Annotated in this window: 16 protein-coding genes and 2 tRNA genes; 4 read left to right on the forward strand and 14 right to left on the reverse strand. The window is 48.8% G+C overall.

Annotated features, from left to right (window positions below):
- Positions 1 to 14: 14 nt before the first annotated feature.
- The 9 genes from nusA to rlmE all read right to left on the reverse strand — a co-directional run bounded on the left by nusA (position 15) and on the right by rlmE (position 8,011).
- A complete protein-coding gene (gene nusA / locus HMPREF3091_RS06735; RefSeq protein WP_004093713.1) occupies positions 15 to 1,502 on the reverse strand; it encodes a transcription termination factor NusA in 1,488 nt (495 codons plus the stop codon).
- A gap of 21 nt (positions 1,503 to 1,523) precedes the next feature.
- Positions 1,524 to 1,976: a ribosome maturation factor RimP gene (gene rimP / locus HMPREF3091_RS06740; protein ID WP_071603080.1), complete on the reverse strand. Its 453-nt coding sequence runs from the start codon at positions 1,974 to 1,976 to the stop codon at positions 1,524 to 1,526.
- 215 nt (positions 1,977 to 2,191) lie between these two features.
- A tRNA-Met gene (locus HMPREF3091_RS06745) sits at positions 2,192 to 2,268 on the reverse strand.
- Positions 2,269 to 2,324: 56 nt separating this feature from the next.
- Positions 2,325 to 2,411: transfer RNA gene (locus tag HMPREF3091_RS06750), tRNA-Leu, on the reverse strand.
- Positions 2,412 to 2,538: 127 nt separating this feature from the next.
- A complete protein-coding gene (gene secG, locus HMPREF3091_RS06755; RefSeq protein ID WP_035503574.1) occupies positions 2,539 to 2,874 on the reverse strand; it encodes a preprotein translocase subunit SecG in 336 nt (111 codons plus the stop codon).
- Positions 2,875 to 3,095: 221 nt separating this feature from the next.
- A complete protein-coding gene (gene glmM / locus HMPREF3091_RS06760; RefSeq protein ID WP_070714939.1) occupies positions 3,096 to 4,433 on the reverse strand; it encodes a phosphoglucosamine mutase in 1,338 nt (445 codons plus the stop codon).
- A gap of 7 nt (positions 4,434 to 4,440) precedes the next feature.
- Positions 4,441 to 5,274, reverse strand: a complete 834-nt coding sequence (gene folP / locus HMPREF3091_RS06765) for a dihydropteroate synthase (protein ID WP_004093708.1) — start codon at positions 5,272 to 5,274, stop codon at positions 4,441 to 4,443.
- 110 nt (positions 5,275 to 5,384) lie between these two features.
- Positions 5,385 to 7,328, reverse strand: coding sequence for an ATP-dependent zinc metalloprotease FtsH (gene ftsH / locus HMPREF3091_RS06770; protein ID WP_004093707.1), 1,944 nt, complete (start codon positions 7,326 to 7,328; stop codon positions 5,385 to 5,387).
- A 56-nt stretch (positions 7,329 to 7,384) separates the two neighbouring features.
- On the reverse strand, positions 7,385 to 8,011 hold the full coding sequence (gene rlmE, locus HMPREF3091_RS06775; protein ID WP_008814875.1) for a 23S rRNA (uridine(2552)-2'-O)-methyltransferase RlmE: 627 nt from the start codon (positions 8,009 to 8,011) through the stop codon (positions 7,385 to 7,387).
- 140 nt (positions 8,012 to 8,151) lie between these two features.
- Here rlmE and yhbY point away from each other — a divergent pair, with 140 nt between their 5' ends.
- Complete coding sequence (gene yhbY, locus HMPREF3091_RS06780) at positions 8,152 to 8,445, forward strand: ribosome assembly RNA-binding protein YhbY (RefSeq protein ID WP_004093705.1); 294 nt, start codon at positions 8,152 to 8,154, stop codon at positions 8,443 to 8,445.
- A 139-nt stretch (positions 8,446 to 8,584) separates the two neighbouring features.
- Here yhbY and greA read toward each other — a convergent pair whose 3' ends face one another.
- Positions 8,585 to 9,061: a transcription elongation factor GreA gene (gene greA / locus HMPREF3091_RS06785; protein ID WP_004093704.1), complete on the reverse strand. Its 477-nt coding sequence runs from the start codon at positions 9,059 to 9,061 to the stop codon at positions 8,585 to 8,587.
- A 278-nt stretch (positions 9,062 to 9,339) separates the two neighbouring features.
- Between greA and dacB the strand changes: the two genes are divergently transcribed.
- The 3 genes from dacB to pmrB are packed head-to-tail and all read left to right on the forward strand — an operon-like array spanning position 9,340 to position 12,548.
- Entirely contained in the window at positions 9,340 to 10,773 is a 1,434-nt protein-coding gene (gene dacB / locus HMPREF3091_RS06790; RefSeq protein WP_070714941.1) for a serine-type D-Ala-D-Ala carboxypeptidase, read from the forward strand.
- 45 nt (positions 10,774 to 10,818) lie between these two features.
- Complete coding sequence (gene pmrA / locus HMPREF3091_RS06795; RefSeq protein ID WP_004093699.1) at positions 10,819 to 11,481, forward strand: two-component system response regulator PmrA; 663 nt, start codon at positions 10,819 to 10,821, stop codon at positions 11,479 to 11,481.
- The gene (gene pmrB, locus HMPREF3091_RS06800; RefSeq protein ID WP_070714943.1) at positions 11,478 to 12,548 is read left to right on the forward strand and encodes a two-component system sensor histidine kinase PmrB; all 1,071 of its coding nucleotides are present in this window, start codon (positions 11,478 to 11,480) and stop codon (positions 12,546 to 12,548) included. The genes pmrA and pmrB overlap by 4 nt, the downstream gene beginning before the upstream one ends.
- Positions 12,549 to 12,660: 112 nt before the next feature.
- Here pmrB and cgtA read toward each other — a convergent pair whose 3' ends face one another.
- The 4 genes from cgtA to rplU all read right to left on the reverse strand — a co-directional run bounded on the left by cgtA (position 12,661) and on the right by rplU (position 15,524).
- A complete protein-coding gene (gene cgtA, locus HMPREF3091_RS06805; RefSeq protein WP_004093695.1) occupies positions 12,661 to 13,839 on the reverse strand; it encodes an Obg family GTPase CgtA in 1,179 nt (392 codons plus the stop codon).
- A gap of 66 nt (positions 13,840 to 13,905) precedes the next feature.
- On the reverse strand, positions 13,906 to 14,847 hold the full coding sequence (locus HMPREF3091_RS06810) for a DMT family transporter (protein WP_008814871.1): 942 nt from the start codon (positions 14,845 to 14,847) through the stop codon (positions 13,906 to 13,908).
- 89 nt (positions 14,848 to 14,936) lie between these two features.
- Positions 14,937 to 15,194 carry a 50S ribosomal protein L27 gene (rpmA, locus tag HMPREF3091_RS06815; RefSeq protein WP_004093693.1) on the reverse strand — a complete coding sequence of 86 codons (258 nt, stop codon included), beginning with the start codon at positions 15,192 to 15,194 and terminating at the stop codon, positions 14,937 to 14,939.
- Positions 15,195 to 15,212: 18 nt separating this feature from the next.
- The gene (gene rplU, locus HMPREF3091_RS06820) at positions 15,213 to 15,524 is read right to left on the reverse strand and encodes a 50S ribosomal protein L21 (protein ID WP_004093692.1); all 312 of its coding nucleotides are present in this window, start codon (positions 15,522 to 15,524) and stop codon (positions 15,213 to 15,215) included.
- Between the last annotated feature and the right edge of the window lie 180 nt (positions 15,525 to 15,704).

A 15,704-nucleotide genomic window follows, 5' to 3' on the forward strand; every position in this document is an offset into this window, starting at 1 on the left:
CCCGCTACAGTTCATTATTCACTATCGCCAAACCAGCAGATATTGCGCGCGGCCATAATCAGCTCGCCAGCCTTCTCACTATTCAGGCCTTCAATATCCGCCAGATCGTCGATGCCCTGCTCGGCAAGATCTTCCAGCGTACAAACCCCACGAGCGGCCATTTTAAAGGCGATACCACGGTCCAGACCTTCCAGAGCCAGCAGATCTTCAGCCGGTTTCTGATCGCCCAGGCTTTCTTCCTGAGCTAACGCCAGAGTGGTTAACGCATTTTTTGCGCGCTCGCGCAAAGCGTCTACCGTATCTTCATCCAGACCGTCAATGGCTAACAGTTCCTGTTCAGGAACGTAGGCCAGTTCTTCCAGAGTAGAGAAGCCTTCTTCAACCAGTAAGGTTGCGAAGTCTTCATCAATATCGAGATATTTGGTGAATGTATCGATAGCTGCGTGAGCTTCAGCCTGATGTTTAGCCTGAAGATCATCAACGGTCATGACGTTCAGTTCCCAGCCGCTCAGTTGAGCCGCCAGACGAACGTTTTGACCATTACGCCCAATTGCCTGAGCCAGATTGCTTGCTTCAACCGCGATGTCCATAGTGTGTTTGTCTTCATCCACAACAATGGAAGCCACGTCGGCTGGCGCCATAGCATTGATAACGAACTGTGCTGGATTATCATCCCACAATACGATGTCGATACGTTCGCCACCCAGTTCGCTAGAAACGGCCTGAACACGCGCACCGCGCATACCCACACACGCCCCTACCGGGTCAATACGTTTATCGTTGGTTTTCACCGCAATTTTCGCACGTGAACCCGGATCGCGGGCTGCGGCTTTAATCTCGATGACTTCTTCGCCGATTTCCGGCACTTCAATGCGGAACAACTCAACCAGCATTTCTGGGCGTGAACGGCTCACAAACAGCTGAGCACCACGAGCCTCTGGACGCACGTCATACAGCACACCGCGGATGCGGTCGCCTGGACGGAAGTTTTCACGCGGAAGCATGTCTTCACGACCGATAACGGCTTCGGCATTGCTGCCCAGATCCAATGAGATGTTGTCGCGACTCACTTTCTTAACGACGCCAGTGACGATCTCGCCTTGGTGCTGACGGAATGCATCAACCACCATAGCGCGTTCGGCTTCGCGTACTTTCTGTACGATAACCTGTTTTGCAGTCTGAGTCGTAATACGGTCAAAGGTGACAGACTCAATCTGATCTTCAACGTATTCACCTAGTTGCAGAGCAGGATCTTCAAACTGAGCGGCATCAAGAGTAATTTCGCGGGTTGGTTGAGTAACTTCATCAACGATAACCCAGCGACGGAAAGTATCGAAATCGCCAGTTTTGCGATCGATGCAAACACGAACGTCGATTTCTTGTTCGTATTTCTTCTTGGTGGCAGTCGCCAGTGCAGTTTCCAGTGCTTCAAAAATTTTTTCGCGAGGAAGCGATTTTTCGTTGGAAACTGCCTCAACAACAGCCAGAATTTCTTTGTTCATCCTAGTGGCCTCATCCAAACTTTAAAAGTGGGGTACCAGGTTCGCTTTCTGGATGTTGCTCAGCGCGAACACTTCGTCTTTTCCATCTACAGTAACCGTGATCATCTCGCCTTCGACAGCCTTAATAATACCCTGCCATTTGCGACGATTCTGCACCGCCATACGCAATACCAGTGAAACCTCTTCGCCCATAAAACGGACGTAGTGATCGGCGGTAAACATTGGACGATCAAGGCCAGGAGATGAAACTTCCAGGTTATATGCAACCGTAATTGGATCTTCGACGTCAAGAACGGCACTAACCTGGTGGCTGACATCAGCACAATCATCAACATTGATCCCTTCGTCACTATCAATATAGATGCGTAGCGTTGAATGGTGACTGCGGATGAACTCAATACCTACCAATTCGAAGCCTAATGCCTCAACCGGCGCCGAAATCATCTCTGTCAATTTTTGCTCTAATGTGGACAAGCCCACCCCCAAGACATAAAAAAAGGGCTAAATAGCCCAGTGATTCTGTTGTCAGATAACAAAAAACCCCGAAAAATCGGGGCTTTATGCAACTGGACCCTATATACTGCCGAACGAATTCAGTGCCGCTTTCTGACAATATTTTTTTCAAAATACCCGTTTGAGTCGTTGGCTGAACGTAAACAGTATATTTGAAAAAAGATACTTTAGGAAAGTGGTTGCGGGGGCCGGATTTGAACCGACGACCTTCGGGTTATGAGCCCGACGAGCTACCAGGCTGCTCCACCCCGCGTCCGAATCGTGGCGAATACTACTCTAATAACGTTGAAAAAACAAGTTATCTAGGATTGGTACCGAGGACGGGACTTGAACCCGTAAGCCCTATTGGGCACTACCACCTCAAGGTAGCGTGTCTACCAATTCCACCACCTCGGCATTTCGAAAGTGATAAGCCGTATTCAAAACTTATCACCTTTTACAACAGTTCTTAAAATATCGATTTTAAAAACTTTACTGCTTAATTCTGTACTTCTTGGTTACTGCTGGCTTCAAGCGAGTGCGATTAGTGTGGGATATCGCTACTTGGGGCTGCCGGAGCTGCTGGTGCAGCAGGCTGCTCAGTTTTCACTGGCGCACCCAGATTTTCCCACTCACTGCCTTTCTTGCCTTGCTGACCGCTCAGGTTACCCAAAACCAGACTCAGTACAAAGAACAGTGTCGCTAAGACAGCTGTCGTACGGGTCATGAAGTTACCAGAGCCATTGGAACCAAACAAAGTTGCAGATGCGCCAGCGCCGAATGAAGCGCCCATATCAGCACCTTTACCTTGCTGCAGCATAACCATGGCAACTAAGCCAATAGACACCAGCAGGAAAATTACTAAAAGAGCTTCATACATAGTCGTACCTGTTTTCCTTGCGGGGTTTCCGCAGCCAAAAGCTTCAACCATTAAAGCAGACGAAAATAAGTCTACTGAAGCGGGTGTGAATACTACCCAATGCTGCCAAGCCGTGCAAGAGCAATTTATAATGCGTAGTTCGATTGAAGAAAAAACCAGCAAAACATTAAGTTTCACTGGTTTTTCATCGCATAACCCAACGCGATTTTATCGTACCGCGCTTATCCAGCCGCTTTTACTGCGTCGGCAATACGATTTGCCATTTCTGTGACCTGAGCGTCATCTTCACCTTCAACCATGACGCGAATCAACGGCTCGGTGCCTGATTTACGCAAGAGCACGCGACCACGACCGTTGAGCTGCGCTTCAACCTCCGCGGTCACCGCTTTAACGCTTTCCGTCTGCAGAGGATCGTGATTACCAGAGAAGCGGACATTCACCAGCACCTGAGGCAGTAGCTTCATACCGCTGCACAAATCGTGCAATGTCATATGGTTGCGTACGATTGCGGCCAACACCTGTAGGCCAGCAACGATGCCGTCACCGGTCGTTGTTTTATCAAGAATAATCACATGGCCTGAGTTTTCAGCACCTAAACGCCAGCCTTTAGCCGCCATCATTTCCAGCACATAACGGTCGCCCACTTTTGCACGAGCAAAAGGGATTCCCAGTTGTTTAAGCGCCAGCTCCAAGCCCATGTTGCTCATCAACGTACCTACAGCACCACCACGCAGATTGCCCTGACGCAGGTTTTCGCGGGCGGTCAGATACAGAATCTGGTCACCGTCAACTTTGTTACCTAGATGGTCAACCATCATCACACGGTCGCCATCGCCGTCAAAGGCCAAGCCCACATCCGCTTTTTCTGCCAATACGCGAGCCTGAAGCTGGCGAACATCTGTGGCGCCACACTCTTTGTTGATATTCATCCCATCCGGCTCACAGCCAATGGCAATCACCATTGCGCCCAGTTCACGCAGCACGCTTGGCGCAATGTGATAGGTCGCACCGTTAGCACAGTCAACAACGATCTTCAGGCCACTCAAGCTCAGCTCGGTAGGGAAAGTACTCTTACAGAACTCGATATAACGACCCGCAGCATCAACAATGCGGTTAGCTTTACCTAACTCGGCAGATTCAACGCAGGTCAGTGGTTTTTCCATTTCAGCTTCAATCGCTTCTTCAACCTCGTCTGGCAGTTTAGTGCCATCAATGGAGAAGAATTTAATGCCATTATCATAATAGGGATTATGCGACGCTGAGATAACAATACCGGCTTCGGCACGGAAGGTACGAGTTAAATAAGCCACCGCAGGCGTTGGCATTGGACCGGTAAAAGACGCTGATAAACCCGCAGCAGCGAGGCCAGCCTCTAGCGCAGACTCCAGCATATAGCCGGAAATGCGCGTATCTTTACCAATAATAATTTTACGCGAACCGTGTCGAGCCAAAACTTTACCCGCAGCCCAGCCGAGCTTTAACACAAAATCAGGAGTAATCGGGCAGTCACCCACTTTTCCGCGAATCCCGTCCGTACCAAAATATTTGCGCTCGCTCATAAATCTTTTATCCCTTAGCTGAAAGTGTAGCTTCGACGACACGCATCGCCTCAACCGTCTCTTTAACGTCATGGACCCGAATAATATGGGCCCCTTGCATTGCGGCAATCACTGCACACGCCAGACTTCCCGCTACGCGCTGTGTCGGGCCGACTTTCAGAAGCTGACCAACCATCGATTTACGAGACATGCCGACGAGAAGCGGTAAACCAAAATGGTGGAAATGTGCAAGGTGAGCCAGAAGTTGGTAATTATGCTCTAGATTCTTGCCAAAACCAAAACCAGGATCAAGCAACAGGCGGCTTTTATCAATGCCAGCCGCCGTGCATCGCTCAATCTGCGAGGCCAGATAGCTATCCACTTCAGCCACGACATCGGTATAAACGGGTTTATGCTGCATGGTTTTTGGATCGCCCTGCATATGCATCAGGCACACAGGTAGACCCGACTGAGCCGCCGCCTCTAGCGCGCCAGGCTCGCTGAGTGAGCGGATATCATTAATTAGCGTAGCCCCCGCATTTGCACTTGCGGTAATGACTTCAGCCTTGGAAGTATCTACTGAGATCCAAACGTCAAAATAACGGGCAATCAGCTCAACAGTCGGCACTACGCGGTCGAGCTCTTCTTCGGTACTCACTTCCGCTGCCCCCGGCCGAGTAGACTCGCCGCCGACGTCAATAATCGTTGCACCGGCGCTGATCATGGCCTCAGCATGACGCAGAGCGGCATCGCGTCCATTGTGTTTACCGCCGTCGGAAAAAGAGTCCGGTGTGACGTTGAGAATTCCCATTACCTGAGGATAGGTCAAATCCAGAGTTAACCCTTGCGCCTTCAGCTGCATGCCGTCTCCATATGTTATTTTTTATTTTGATGCGGTATTTGAACGCAAAAAAAAACCCCGAGCAAGTCGGGGTTTGTCTAGCAGCACACTATGTACTCGGTACGCGGCAATTATTTTTCGCCGGTGTTGCCAGTCGTAATGTTGTCGTCAGAAGAAGGCGTATTCAACTGCTCTTCTGCTGGCTTATTCACTGGCGCCTGAGGAGCACCGCCGTTGCCTGAACGGTTATTTTGATCTTCTTCCCAACCAGCCGGTGGACGAACTTCACGGCGAGCCATCAAGTCATCAACCTGTGGAGCATCAATCGTTTCATATTTCATCAATGCATCTTTCATTGCATGCATGATATCCATATTTTCTTCCAGTAACTGGCGAGTACGTGCGTAGTTACGTTCAATTAATGCTTTCACTTCCTGATCGATGATGCGGGCGGTTTCATCAGACATGTGTTTAGTCTTAGATACTGAACGACCCAAGAACACTTCACCTTCTTCTTCCGCATACAGCAATGGACCCAGTTTCTCTGAGAAGCCCCATTGGGTCACCATGTTACGGGCAATGGTCGTTGCCTGTTTGATGTCCTGTGATGCCCCCGTAGAAACATTTTCAACGCCGTAAATCAGCTCTTCAGCCAAACGACCACCGTAAGCAACGGAAATCATACTTTCCAGTTTCTGGCGGCTATAACTAATTGCGTCGCCCTGTGGCAGGAAGAAGGTCACACCCAACGCACGACCACGTGGGATAATCGTGACTTTGTGTACTGGGTCATGCTCAGGAACCAGTCGACCGATAATCGCATGGCCTGCTTCATGATACGCAGTAGATTCTTTCTGCTCTTCGGTCATGACCATTGAACGACGCTCTGCGCCCATCATGATCTTATCTTTGGCCTTTTCAAACTCGACCATAGATACCACACGTTTATTGGTACGAGCGGCAAACAGAGCGGCTTCGTTGACCAAGTTAGCCAGATCCGCACCGGAGAAACCAGGTGTACCACGAGCAATAACGGAAGCATCAATGTCAGTTGCCAATGGCACACGACGCATATGAACCTTCAGAATCTGTTCACGGCCACGGACATCTGGCAACCCAACCACAACCTGACGGTCAAAACGGCCCGGACGCAGTAACGCAGGGTCCAGCACGTCAGGACGGTTAGTCGCGGCGATAACGATGATACCTTCGTTACCTTCGAAGCCATCCATTTCAACCAACATCTGGTTCAGAGTCTGCTCACGTTCGTCATGACCGCCGCCTAACCCTGCGCCACGCTGACGGCCTACGGCGTCAATTTCATCGATGAAGATGATACATGGAGCGGCTTTCTTCGCCTGCTCAAACATGTCACGGACACGGGATGCACCCACACCGACGAACATTTCAACGAAGTCAGAACCTGAAATGGTAAAGAATGGAACTTTAGCTTCACCGGCAATGGCTTTAGCCAGCAAGGTTTTACCTGTACCTGGAGGCCCCACCATCAGGATGCCTTTCGGGATCTTACCGCCCAGTTTCTGGAAACGGCTTGGATCACGCAGATATTCAACTAATTCTGCAACTTCTTCTTTTGCTTCGTCACAGCCAGCAACGTCGGCAAAAGTGGTTTTAATCTGATCTTCGGTCAGCATACGAGCCTTGCTCTTACCGAACGACATGGCACCTTTGCCACCGCCGCCCTGCATCTGACGCATAAAGAAGATCCAGACCCCAATCAACAACAACATTGGGAACCAAGAGATAAAAATAGTCGCCAAGAAGCTTGGTTCTTCTGGTGGCTCACCAACAACTTTCACATTCTTAGTTAACAAAGAATCCAGCAGTTTAGGATCGTTAACCGGAATATAGGTTGTGTATTTACCACTGTCTTTCTTGGTAACGTTAATTTCACGTCCATTGATACGGACCTCACGCACCTGATCCTGATTAACCTCAGTTAGGAACGTAGAGTAATCCACCCTACGGCTATTCGATTCGCTGGGCCCAAAGCTCTGGAATACGGACATCAGCACTACTGCGATGACCAGCCAGAGGATTAGGTTTTTCGCCATGTCACTCAAGGGATTAACCTCATATTACAACTGTGTTAACAATAAGCATCAGGGTACTATAGTTTCCGCCCTGTCGCTACGATGTATACTTCCCGCGAACGTGCTCGGGACGCATCAGGCTTACGAATCTTAACCTTCGTAAACAGGGAGCGAATCTGCGTAAGATACTCGTCAAAGCCCTCTCCCTGAAACACTTTCACTAAAAAACTGCCGCCAGGAGCTAAGACATCCTTCGCCATTTCCAGTGCTAATTCAACCAGATACATTGAACGCGGGATATCTACCGATGGCGTACCACTCATGTTGGGAGCCATATCTGACATCACAACCTGCACTTTGTCCTCGCCCACGCGATCGGTCAGCGCTTTGAGAACTAATTCATCACGAAAATCGCCCTGAAGGAAATCGACACCAACGATAGGATCCATAGGCAGAATATCGCAAGCAATCACCCGCCCGCTGTTTCCGATTTGCGTGACCACATACTGTGACCACCCTCCTGGCGCAGCGCCGAGATCAACGACGGTCATTCCCGGTTTAAATAGCTTGTCAGTGCTTTGTATTTCATCAAGTTTAAACCAAGCACGAGAACGAAGTCCCTTTTTCTGTGCCTGAATTACATATTTGTCACTAAAGTGTTCGTGCATCCAGCGGTTTGAGCTGGCGGAACGTTTTTTACCCATCTGATATTAACTCTCTAAACAACAGTTTCATCCACCTAGCTGCTTCGGAGTGTCCATGACAATGTAAGACCGATTTGGTGATACACTGGAGATGGCGGTAGAATGTACCGTTTTCAATCCCAACCTAAGCAAAAAAGACGATGAATCTGAATAACAAGCAAAAACAGCACCTAAAAAGCTTGGCCCATCCGCTCAAACCTGTTGTGCAATTAGGCAACAACGGTTTGACCGAAGGTGTTCTCGCTGAAATTGAACAGGCGCTAGCGCATCATGAACTCATCAAGGTGAAAATTGCCGCTGAAGAGCGCGATACCAAGACCTTGATTGCTGACGCCATCGTCCGAGAAACTGGTGCGTGTCAAGTACAGCTAATCGGTAACGTATTAGTCATTTACCGTCCAAGCCAAGAACGCAAGATCAGTTTACCGCGTTAATACCTTTTCGTATAAAGAAAAGATATAGCACAAACTGAGATGCTTTCTCACCCTAATAGAAAGGCCGCGATGCGGCCTTTTTCTTATCTTTACAAAAGTCATTGCCGGTTGTGCAAATTCTCAGCAATTTTCATAAAAATCAGATGTATTCGACTTTCAGAATTTCGAATTCAACTTCGCCGCCTGGCGTCTTAATCACGACGATATCGCCCTGTTCTTTACCAATCAGTCCACGCGCAATTGGCGAATTTACTGAGATGCGATTTTGTTTAAAATCGGCCTCATCATCACCAACGATAGAATAAGTTTGTTTATCTTCAGTATCGAGGTTTTCAACGCTAACGGTGCAACCAAAAATTACGCGGCCAGTATTTGGGATCTTGGTAACGTCAATCACGTTTGCATTAGAAAGTTTCGCTTCGATTTCCTGAATACGACCTTCACAGAAACCTTGCTGTTCACGAGCGGCGTGATATTCAGCATTCTCTTTCAGGTCACCGTGCTCACGTGCATCGGCAATGTCAGCAATAATTTGCGGACGGCGAGTACCCTTTAAGTACTCCAACTCTTCGCGCAGTTTTTCTGCGCCACGCAACGTCATCGGAATCTGATTCATAATATTAGTCACCTTGAAATCTATTCTGCTTAAGTCGCCCTCATCCTGACGTCATCTTATGATGACAGGAAGCGATCGGATCACAGGTTCGCAAAATGCGTCCCTCGCCCTTGGCGTTGAATAAAAAAATACTAACTCGGGCTAAAAAACCCAAGTTAAGATCGGTTTTGCATTTTGACGGGTATTTTAACGTAGAGTTCAGTAAGTATCATCGTTTACTTTAACCCTAGATGCACCGTAGTATGACAGTCACGTTACTCTGCAGTTATCCCGGGATTATGCAATTTTCACGAATTATCAGTGGATTGGCTTGTGCCTTAGCTTTTAGTACTCAAGCTGCACCCGTCCAAGATTACACGCAATATTTGCCAGATGGCGCCAACTTAGCCCTTTTGGTTCAAAAAATAGGCTCGCCAACACCTGCCATTGACTTTCATGGGCAGCAAATGGCGCTGCCTGCCAGTACGCAAAAAGTCATCACAGCACTGGCTGCATTGCTTCAGCTCGGCCCTGACTACCGCTTTTCTACCACAATGGAAACACGTGGTTCAATCAGTGATGGCAAACTCAAAGGTGATTTGATTGTGCGCTTCGGCGGCGATCCTACACTGCGACGTCAGCATATTCGTAACATGGTTACCGCGCTGAAAAAGCAGGGCATTAATGAAATTACGGGTGACATCCTCATCGACACATCCGTATTTGCTAGCCACGACAAAGCGCCAGGCTGGCCGTGGAATGACATGACTCAGTGTTTCAGTGCCCCTCCGGCCGCAGCGATTGTCGATCGCAACTGTTTCTCTATATCACTGTATAGCGCGCCTAAAGCCGGTGATAACGCGTTTATTCGTGTCGCATCCTACTATCCAGTACACATGTTCAGCGAAGTACGCACGCTGGCCAAAGGTTCACCCGATGCTCAATATTGTGAACTGGACGTGGTACCCGGCGAGCTAAATCGCTTTACCGTCACGGGTTGCCTAACTCAGCGTTCTGAGCCTCTTCCGCTCGCCTTTGCGATTCAGGACGGGGCGAGTTATGCAGGTGCTATTGTCAAAGACGAACTGCGTCAGGCCGAGATTCAAATCGACGGTAACCTACGCCGCCAGACCACGCCAAATGCCGCAGCCACCATTCTCGCTCAGACCCAGTCAGCACCCTTGAGCAGCCTGTTGCACACCATGCTGAAAAAATCTGACAACATGATTGCCGATACGGTATTCCGCACAATCGGCCATGAGCGCTTAGGTGTTCCAGGCACATGGCGCGCTGGCGCGGATTCTGTACGCCAAATTTTGCGTCAGAAAGCAGGTATTAATCTTGGTAATACCATTCTGGTTGATGGCTCAGGCTTATCCCGTCACAACCTGATTTCGCCCGCAACTATGATGCAGGTTTTACAATACATTGCGCAAAACGATCAGCAGTTGAATATCATCTCAATGCTGCCGTTAGCAGGCCACGATGGCACCTTACAGTATCGTGGCGGTCTGCATGAGGCAGGCGTAGACGGTAAAGTCTCGGCAAAAACCGGTTCCCTACAAGGGGTATATAATTTAGCTGGTTTTATCACTACGGCTAGCGGGCAGCGAATGGCGTTTGTGCAATATCTTTCTGGATATGCGGTTCCTCCGCAGGATCAAAAAATCCGTCGTGCGCCGTTGGTTCGTTTTGAAAGCAGGCTTTATAGAGACATATACCAAAATAATTAGTCTATCTAACTCAACAGGCCATACTGAGCGTATAGAATAAAGTATATGAAAATACTGATTGTTGAAGATGATGAACTGATCCAGCAAGGGCTTGCAAAAGCCCTTGGCAACGAAAGCTACGCCTGTGATTGCGCATCTACGGCAGCGCAGGCCAAAAGCTTGCAGCAGGTTGGGCAATATAGTCTGATCATCCTAGACTTAGGATTGCCCGATCTGGATGGCGCCTCACTGCTACGCCAATGGCGACGCAGCGGTGTTGATGTTCCGGTGTTAGTACTCACCGCGCGTGATGCTATAGAAGATCGCGTTGACGGTCTTGATGCTGGCGCAGATGACTATCTGGTTAAACCTTTTGCATTAGTCGAGCTACAAGCGCGCGTCAGAGCATTGATCCGCCGTTTTCAAGGACATAGCGATAATCTGCTACAGGTTGAAAATATTATTCTCAACCTTTCAACCCAGCAGGTTTTGTTTGACGGAAACCAAATTGAACTCACACCAAAAGAGTTTGCATTGCTTTCCCGTCTAATGATGCGGGCCGGTCAGACGGTAAACCGCGAGATATTGCAACAAGATCTCTATTCTTGGCAGGATGATTTAAGTTCAAATACGCTCGAAGTGCATATTCATAACCTGCGACGAAAGCTAGGCAAAGAACGGATTAAAACGGTTCGTAGCGTAGGCTACCGTTTGGAAAGCCAGCTATGATCAGCATGCGGCGTAGTCTGCTAATCATGCTGGCGCTTATTTTGCTAATCACCCAGTTGGCAAGCGCACTCTGGCTCTGGCACGAAAGCCGCGAGCAAATCAGTTTTCTAGTGAATGAAACCCTGAGCGCGAGAGCGCGCGATGCACATGTGGAAAAAGAGATCCGCGAAGCCATTGCATCGCTGTTGGTTCCTTCCCTCGTCATGATGTCTTTTACGCTGATTTTGTCCGCCATCGCCATCAGTTGGATTATCCGCCCGCTTAATAAGCTGCAACAGAGGCTGGATAAACGTTCTGCTGACAATCTCACACCCATCACACTCGATAGCAATATGCTGGAAATTGCTGCCGTTACCGGCACGCTGAACCAGCTCTTCAGTCGGCTTAGCCACACCATCCAACAAGAGCGATTATTTACCGCAGATGCGGCTCACGAGCTACGAACGCCGTTGGCGGGAATTCGGCTGCATCTAGAATTATTGGAGCAAAGTGGTGTTGCCGAAGCCCGAGCGCTAGTGACACGAATTGATCAACTGATGCATACCGTTGAGCAATTGCTCATGCTGTCTCGAGCAGGGCAAAACTTTGCCAGCGGGCACTACCAAACCATTGATATTAGTAAAGACGTCATTCCACCACTTGAGGTGGAACTGGTCGAAATGCTGAAGTTACGGCACCAGAGGCTCGAAATAGATATGCCTGCTAGGGCTGAGGTGCTCGGCGATGCGGTACTGATTCGTTTGATGCTACGTAACCTTGTTGAAAATGCTCACCGCTATAGCCCAGAAAATTCGACAATTCGCATCGTCGCCTTATGTAATGAAAAAGGCGTTGAATTACGAGTGATCGATCAAGGCCCTGGTATCGATGAATCCAAAGCGGGCGAACTAACTCAGGCGTTCCGCCGTATGGATCAGCGATATGGCGGTAGTGGCTTAGGACTCAATATCATCATCAGAATTATTCAGCTCCATCAGGGTAAACTTACGCTGAAAAACGTCGATACCGCCGGTTCAGGGCTTATCGCCAGCTGTTGGCTACCACACAATGTTTTAGCCAAGTTTTAGTTTTAGCTAAATAACACTCTTAGCCAAAAGCATTAAAAAAGGCTGCCATCGGCAGCCTTTTGCTATTCTTCAACGTATGTTTTTCAAACAATATCGTTGAAATAATGCAGGATTACTTCTGATAAATAATTTCGACACCTTCGTCGTCATCTTCATCCCAATCATCATCCCAGTCTTCGTCGGCTTCGGCTTCTGCCTGTTCCAACTGTTCACGATGATAGTCATCCCACATAAACTCAGCTTTCTTCGCTTTTTCTTTCTCTTCTTCCACTTCGGCATCGCGTGGCTGCGTATCTAGGAAGTGCATGACATCCCAGCACAAAGCGTTCACACCTTCACGGTTAGCCGCAGAAATCAGATAGTGTTTATCTTCCCAGCCCAGTGCATCTGCAATCGCCTGTGCGCGTTGCTTAGCTTCTTCAGGATCAAGGATGTCGATCTTGTTGAACACTAACCAGCGTGGCTTCTGAGAGAGTTTTTCGCTGTACTGTCCAAGCTCATTGATAATGACTTTCGCGTTCTCAATAGGATCGCTTTCGTCAATTGGCGCCAAATCGATGAGATGAAGCAGTACACGGCAGCGTTCCAAATGCTTAAGGAAACGAATGCCTAGACCAGCACCTTCTGATGCGCCTTCAATCAAGCCTGGGATGTCTGCAACCACAAAGCTCTTCTCATGATCCATACGCACAACGCCAAGGCTTGGAACCAGCGTGGTAAATGGATAATCAGCAACTTTCGGTTTTGCCGCAGATACAGCGCGGATGAAGGTAGATTTACCCGCATTCGGTAGCCCCAGCATACCCACGTCAGCCAGCAGCAACAGCTCAAGCTTCAGATCGCGCTTGTCACCTTTGGTTCCCATCGTCTTTTGACGCGGAGCACGGTTTACTGATGACTTGAATCGGGTATTGCCCAGTCCATGCCAACCGCCTTTACCCACCATCAGCTTTTGAGCATGGCGAGTCATATCACCCAGCACTTCACCGGTGTCTAGATCGACAACACGTGTTCCCACTGGCACTTTAATCGTGATGTCATTACCGCGTTTACCGGTACAGTCACGGCTTTGACCATTCTGACCGCGTTCAGCACGGAAAGACTTCTCAAAGCGGTAGTCAATCAGAGTGTTTAAGTTTTCATCGGCAAGCAAATAAACATCACCGCCATCACCGCCATCGCCGCCGTCTGGGCCGCCACGCGGAATATATTTTTCACGACGGAAGCTGACGCAGCCATTGCCGCCATCACCGGCTTCGATGTGAATCGCTGCTTCATCTACAAATTTCATTTACTGTCTCCGTAAATCATTTACCGGGCTGCTTAAGCTGAGCAACCTAGCTGTGTAAGCTGTAAGCTAGTTTTGTTCGGCCCGACGCGGCCACCAACGGTGACCCACCGCGGAAAACATCGCTCCGGCTACCACCACAAATGCTCCGATATAGCCCACCGTATTAAGCGATGGGGAAAGGAACAGATCTGGCCATACCAAAGCTAACAAGTCAGAGAACATCAGGGTAAACAGCGGGGTTAACGTCACCACCGCACTGACCTGAGCTGCCTGCCAGCGCGCCATAGCTTCAGCCAGCGCGCCATAACCAATTAACGTATTGGCCCCACAAAATATCAAGCAGGCTAACTGCCAGCCATCCAGCTGAAAAATCACCGCGGGCTTCGCCAACGGAAATAAACATATCGCACATAAAGTGTACAACAGCCACAGGATCTGTTGTGATGCTAATCGCCGTAACAGCACTTTCTGAGCGACACCATAGCTTACCCAAACCGTTGCGGCTCCCACCCCTAAGATCACACCCAGGGTGTATGCCGTCAGTTGAGTAAAGATTTCTTTCAAGCTGACGTTAAAGAACAACAGCAGGCCAGTAATCAGCATACATGCGCCAATCACCTGAGTGATGCGCATTTTTTCTTTTAAAATCAAAACACTGGCAAACATCATCCCAACAGGAGATAGCTGCCCTATAACCTGTGACGCCGTAGGGCTTAAATACTGCAACGAACTGCTGAACAGAACGAAGTTACCCAATAAGCCAAAGGTCGCAATAATGAGCAGGACCAACCAACGTCGATGCTTAAACACGCGCATCGGTGGTAATTGCTTACGAGAATAAAGAATGAAAAACAATCCAACTGATGCGATTAAAAAGCGATACCAGACAATGGTGTAAGGCTCCATCACCTGTAGAACCTGCTTCATTGCAATAGGCAATGCACCCCAGAAAATCGCCGTTGTGAGAGCAAGGCATATTCCCACTCTGACGTTCTGATTGCTTTCCATACTCAGCATCCTTGGCCTATTTGGCCCTAAACGTAAAAAAGCCCCGCAAGATTATTGCGGGGCCTTACATCTATTTAGACGCGAAAAACTTATTCAGCAACGATGCTGATGAACTTACGGTTTTTCGGGCCTTTAACTTCGAACTTGACTTTACCGTCAGCCAAAGCAAACAGAGTGTGGTCACGGCCGCAACCTACGTTGTTGCCAGCGTGGAATTTAGTACCACGTTGACGAACGATGATGCTACCTGCCAATACTGCTTCGCCGCCAAAGCGTTTTACGCCCAGACGTTTAGCTTCTGAATCGCGACCGTTACGAGTCGAGCCGCCAGCCTTTTTATGTGCCATTAATCTGCTCTCCTAGAATTAAGCGCTGATGCCAGTGATCTTAACATCAGTGAACCACTGACGATGACCCTGCTGCTTACGATGATGCTTACGACGACGGAACTTAACGATAGTTACTTTCTCGCCACGACCGTGAGCAACGATTTCAGCCTTAACTTTGCCACCAGAAACAAATGGAACGCCAATCTTGATGTCTTCGCCATTAGCGACCATCAGGATCTGGTCAAACTCAACAGTTTCACCAGTTGCGATGTCCAGCTTTTCCAGGCGAATAGTCTGACCTTCGCTTACTCGGTGTTGTTTACCACCACTTTGGAAAACCGCGTACATATAAACTCCGCATTTCCGCACGCATGGTTCGTTGCCCAATACGCGCTATAAATATTCACAATAGGGCGCGAATTCTACGCAAAAATCATTCAGAAGACAAGGGTAGAATCGGGAGAAAAGAAGAAAAAAAACACAGTTCTCTTCGCGCCGTTTATCTAATACGTTTTTCAAGTACAATCA

The organism is Hafnia sp. HMSC23F03 (genome assembly GCF_001816025.1).
GTDB classification, from domain to species: domain Bacteria; phylum Pseudomonadota; class Gammaproteobacteria; order Enterobacterales; family Enterobacteriaceae; genus Hafnia; species Hafnia paralvei.

Bases quoted from the DNA above. Each gene is read 5' to 3' on its own strand.
- rlmE (WP_008814875.1), bottom strand. From the start codon at position 8,011: ATGGGTAAAAAACGTTCCGCCAGCTCAAACCGCTGGATGCACGAACAC.
- rpmA (WP_004093693.1), bottom strand. From the start codon at position 15,194: ATGGCACATAAAAAGGCTGGCGGCTCGACTCGTAACGGTCGCGATTCA.
- pmrA (WP_004093699.1), top strand. From the start codon at position 10,819: ATGAAAATACTGATTGTTGAAGATGATGAACTGATCCAGCAAGGGCTT.
- secG (WP_035503574.1), bottom strand. From the start codon at position 2,874: ATGTATGAAGCTCTTTTAGTAATTTTCCTGCTGGTGTCTATTGGCTTA.
- nusA (WP_004093713.1), bottom strand. From the start codon at position 1,502: ATGAACAAAGAAATTCTGGCTGTTGTTGAGGCAGTTTCCAACGAAAAA.
- ftsH (WP_004093707.1), bottom strand. From the start codon at position 7,328: ATGGCGAAAAACCTAATCCTCTGGCTGGTCATCGCAGTAGTGCTGATG.
- pmrB (WP_070714943.1), top strand. From the start codon at position 11,478: ATGATCAGCATGCGGCGTAGTCTGCTAATCATGCTGGCGCTTATTTTG.
- yhbY (WP_004093705.1), top strand. From the start codon at position 8,152: ATGAATCTGAATAACAAGCAAAAACAGCACCTAAAAAGCTTGGCCCAT.
- dacB (WP_070714941.1), top strand. From the start codon at position 9,340: ATGCAATTTTCACGAATTATCAGTGGATTGGCTTGTGCCTTAGCTTTT.
- greA (WP_004093704.1), bottom strand. From the start codon at position 9,061: ATGAATCAGATTCCGATGACGTTGCGTGGCGCAGAAAAACTGCGCGAA.
- folP (WP_004093708.1), bottom strand. From the start codon at position 5,274: ATGCAGCTGAAGGCGCAAGGGTTAACTCTGGATTTGACCTATCCTCAG.
- HMPREF3091_RS06810 (WP_008814871.1), bottom strand. From the start codon at position 14,847: ATGGAAAGCAATCAGAACGTCAGAGTGGGAATATGCCTTGCTCTCACA.
- cgtA (WP_004093695.1), bottom strand. From the start codon at position 13,839: ATGAAATTTGTAGATGAAGCAGCGATTCACATCGAAGCCGGTGATGGC.
- rplU (WP_004093692.1), bottom strand. From the start codon at position 15,524: ATGTACGCGGTTTTCCAAAGTGGTGGTAAACAACACCGAGTAAGCGAA.
- glmM (WP_070714939.1), bottom strand. From the start codon at position 4,433: ATGAGCGAGCGCAAATATTTTGGTACGGACGGGATTCGCGGAAAAGTG.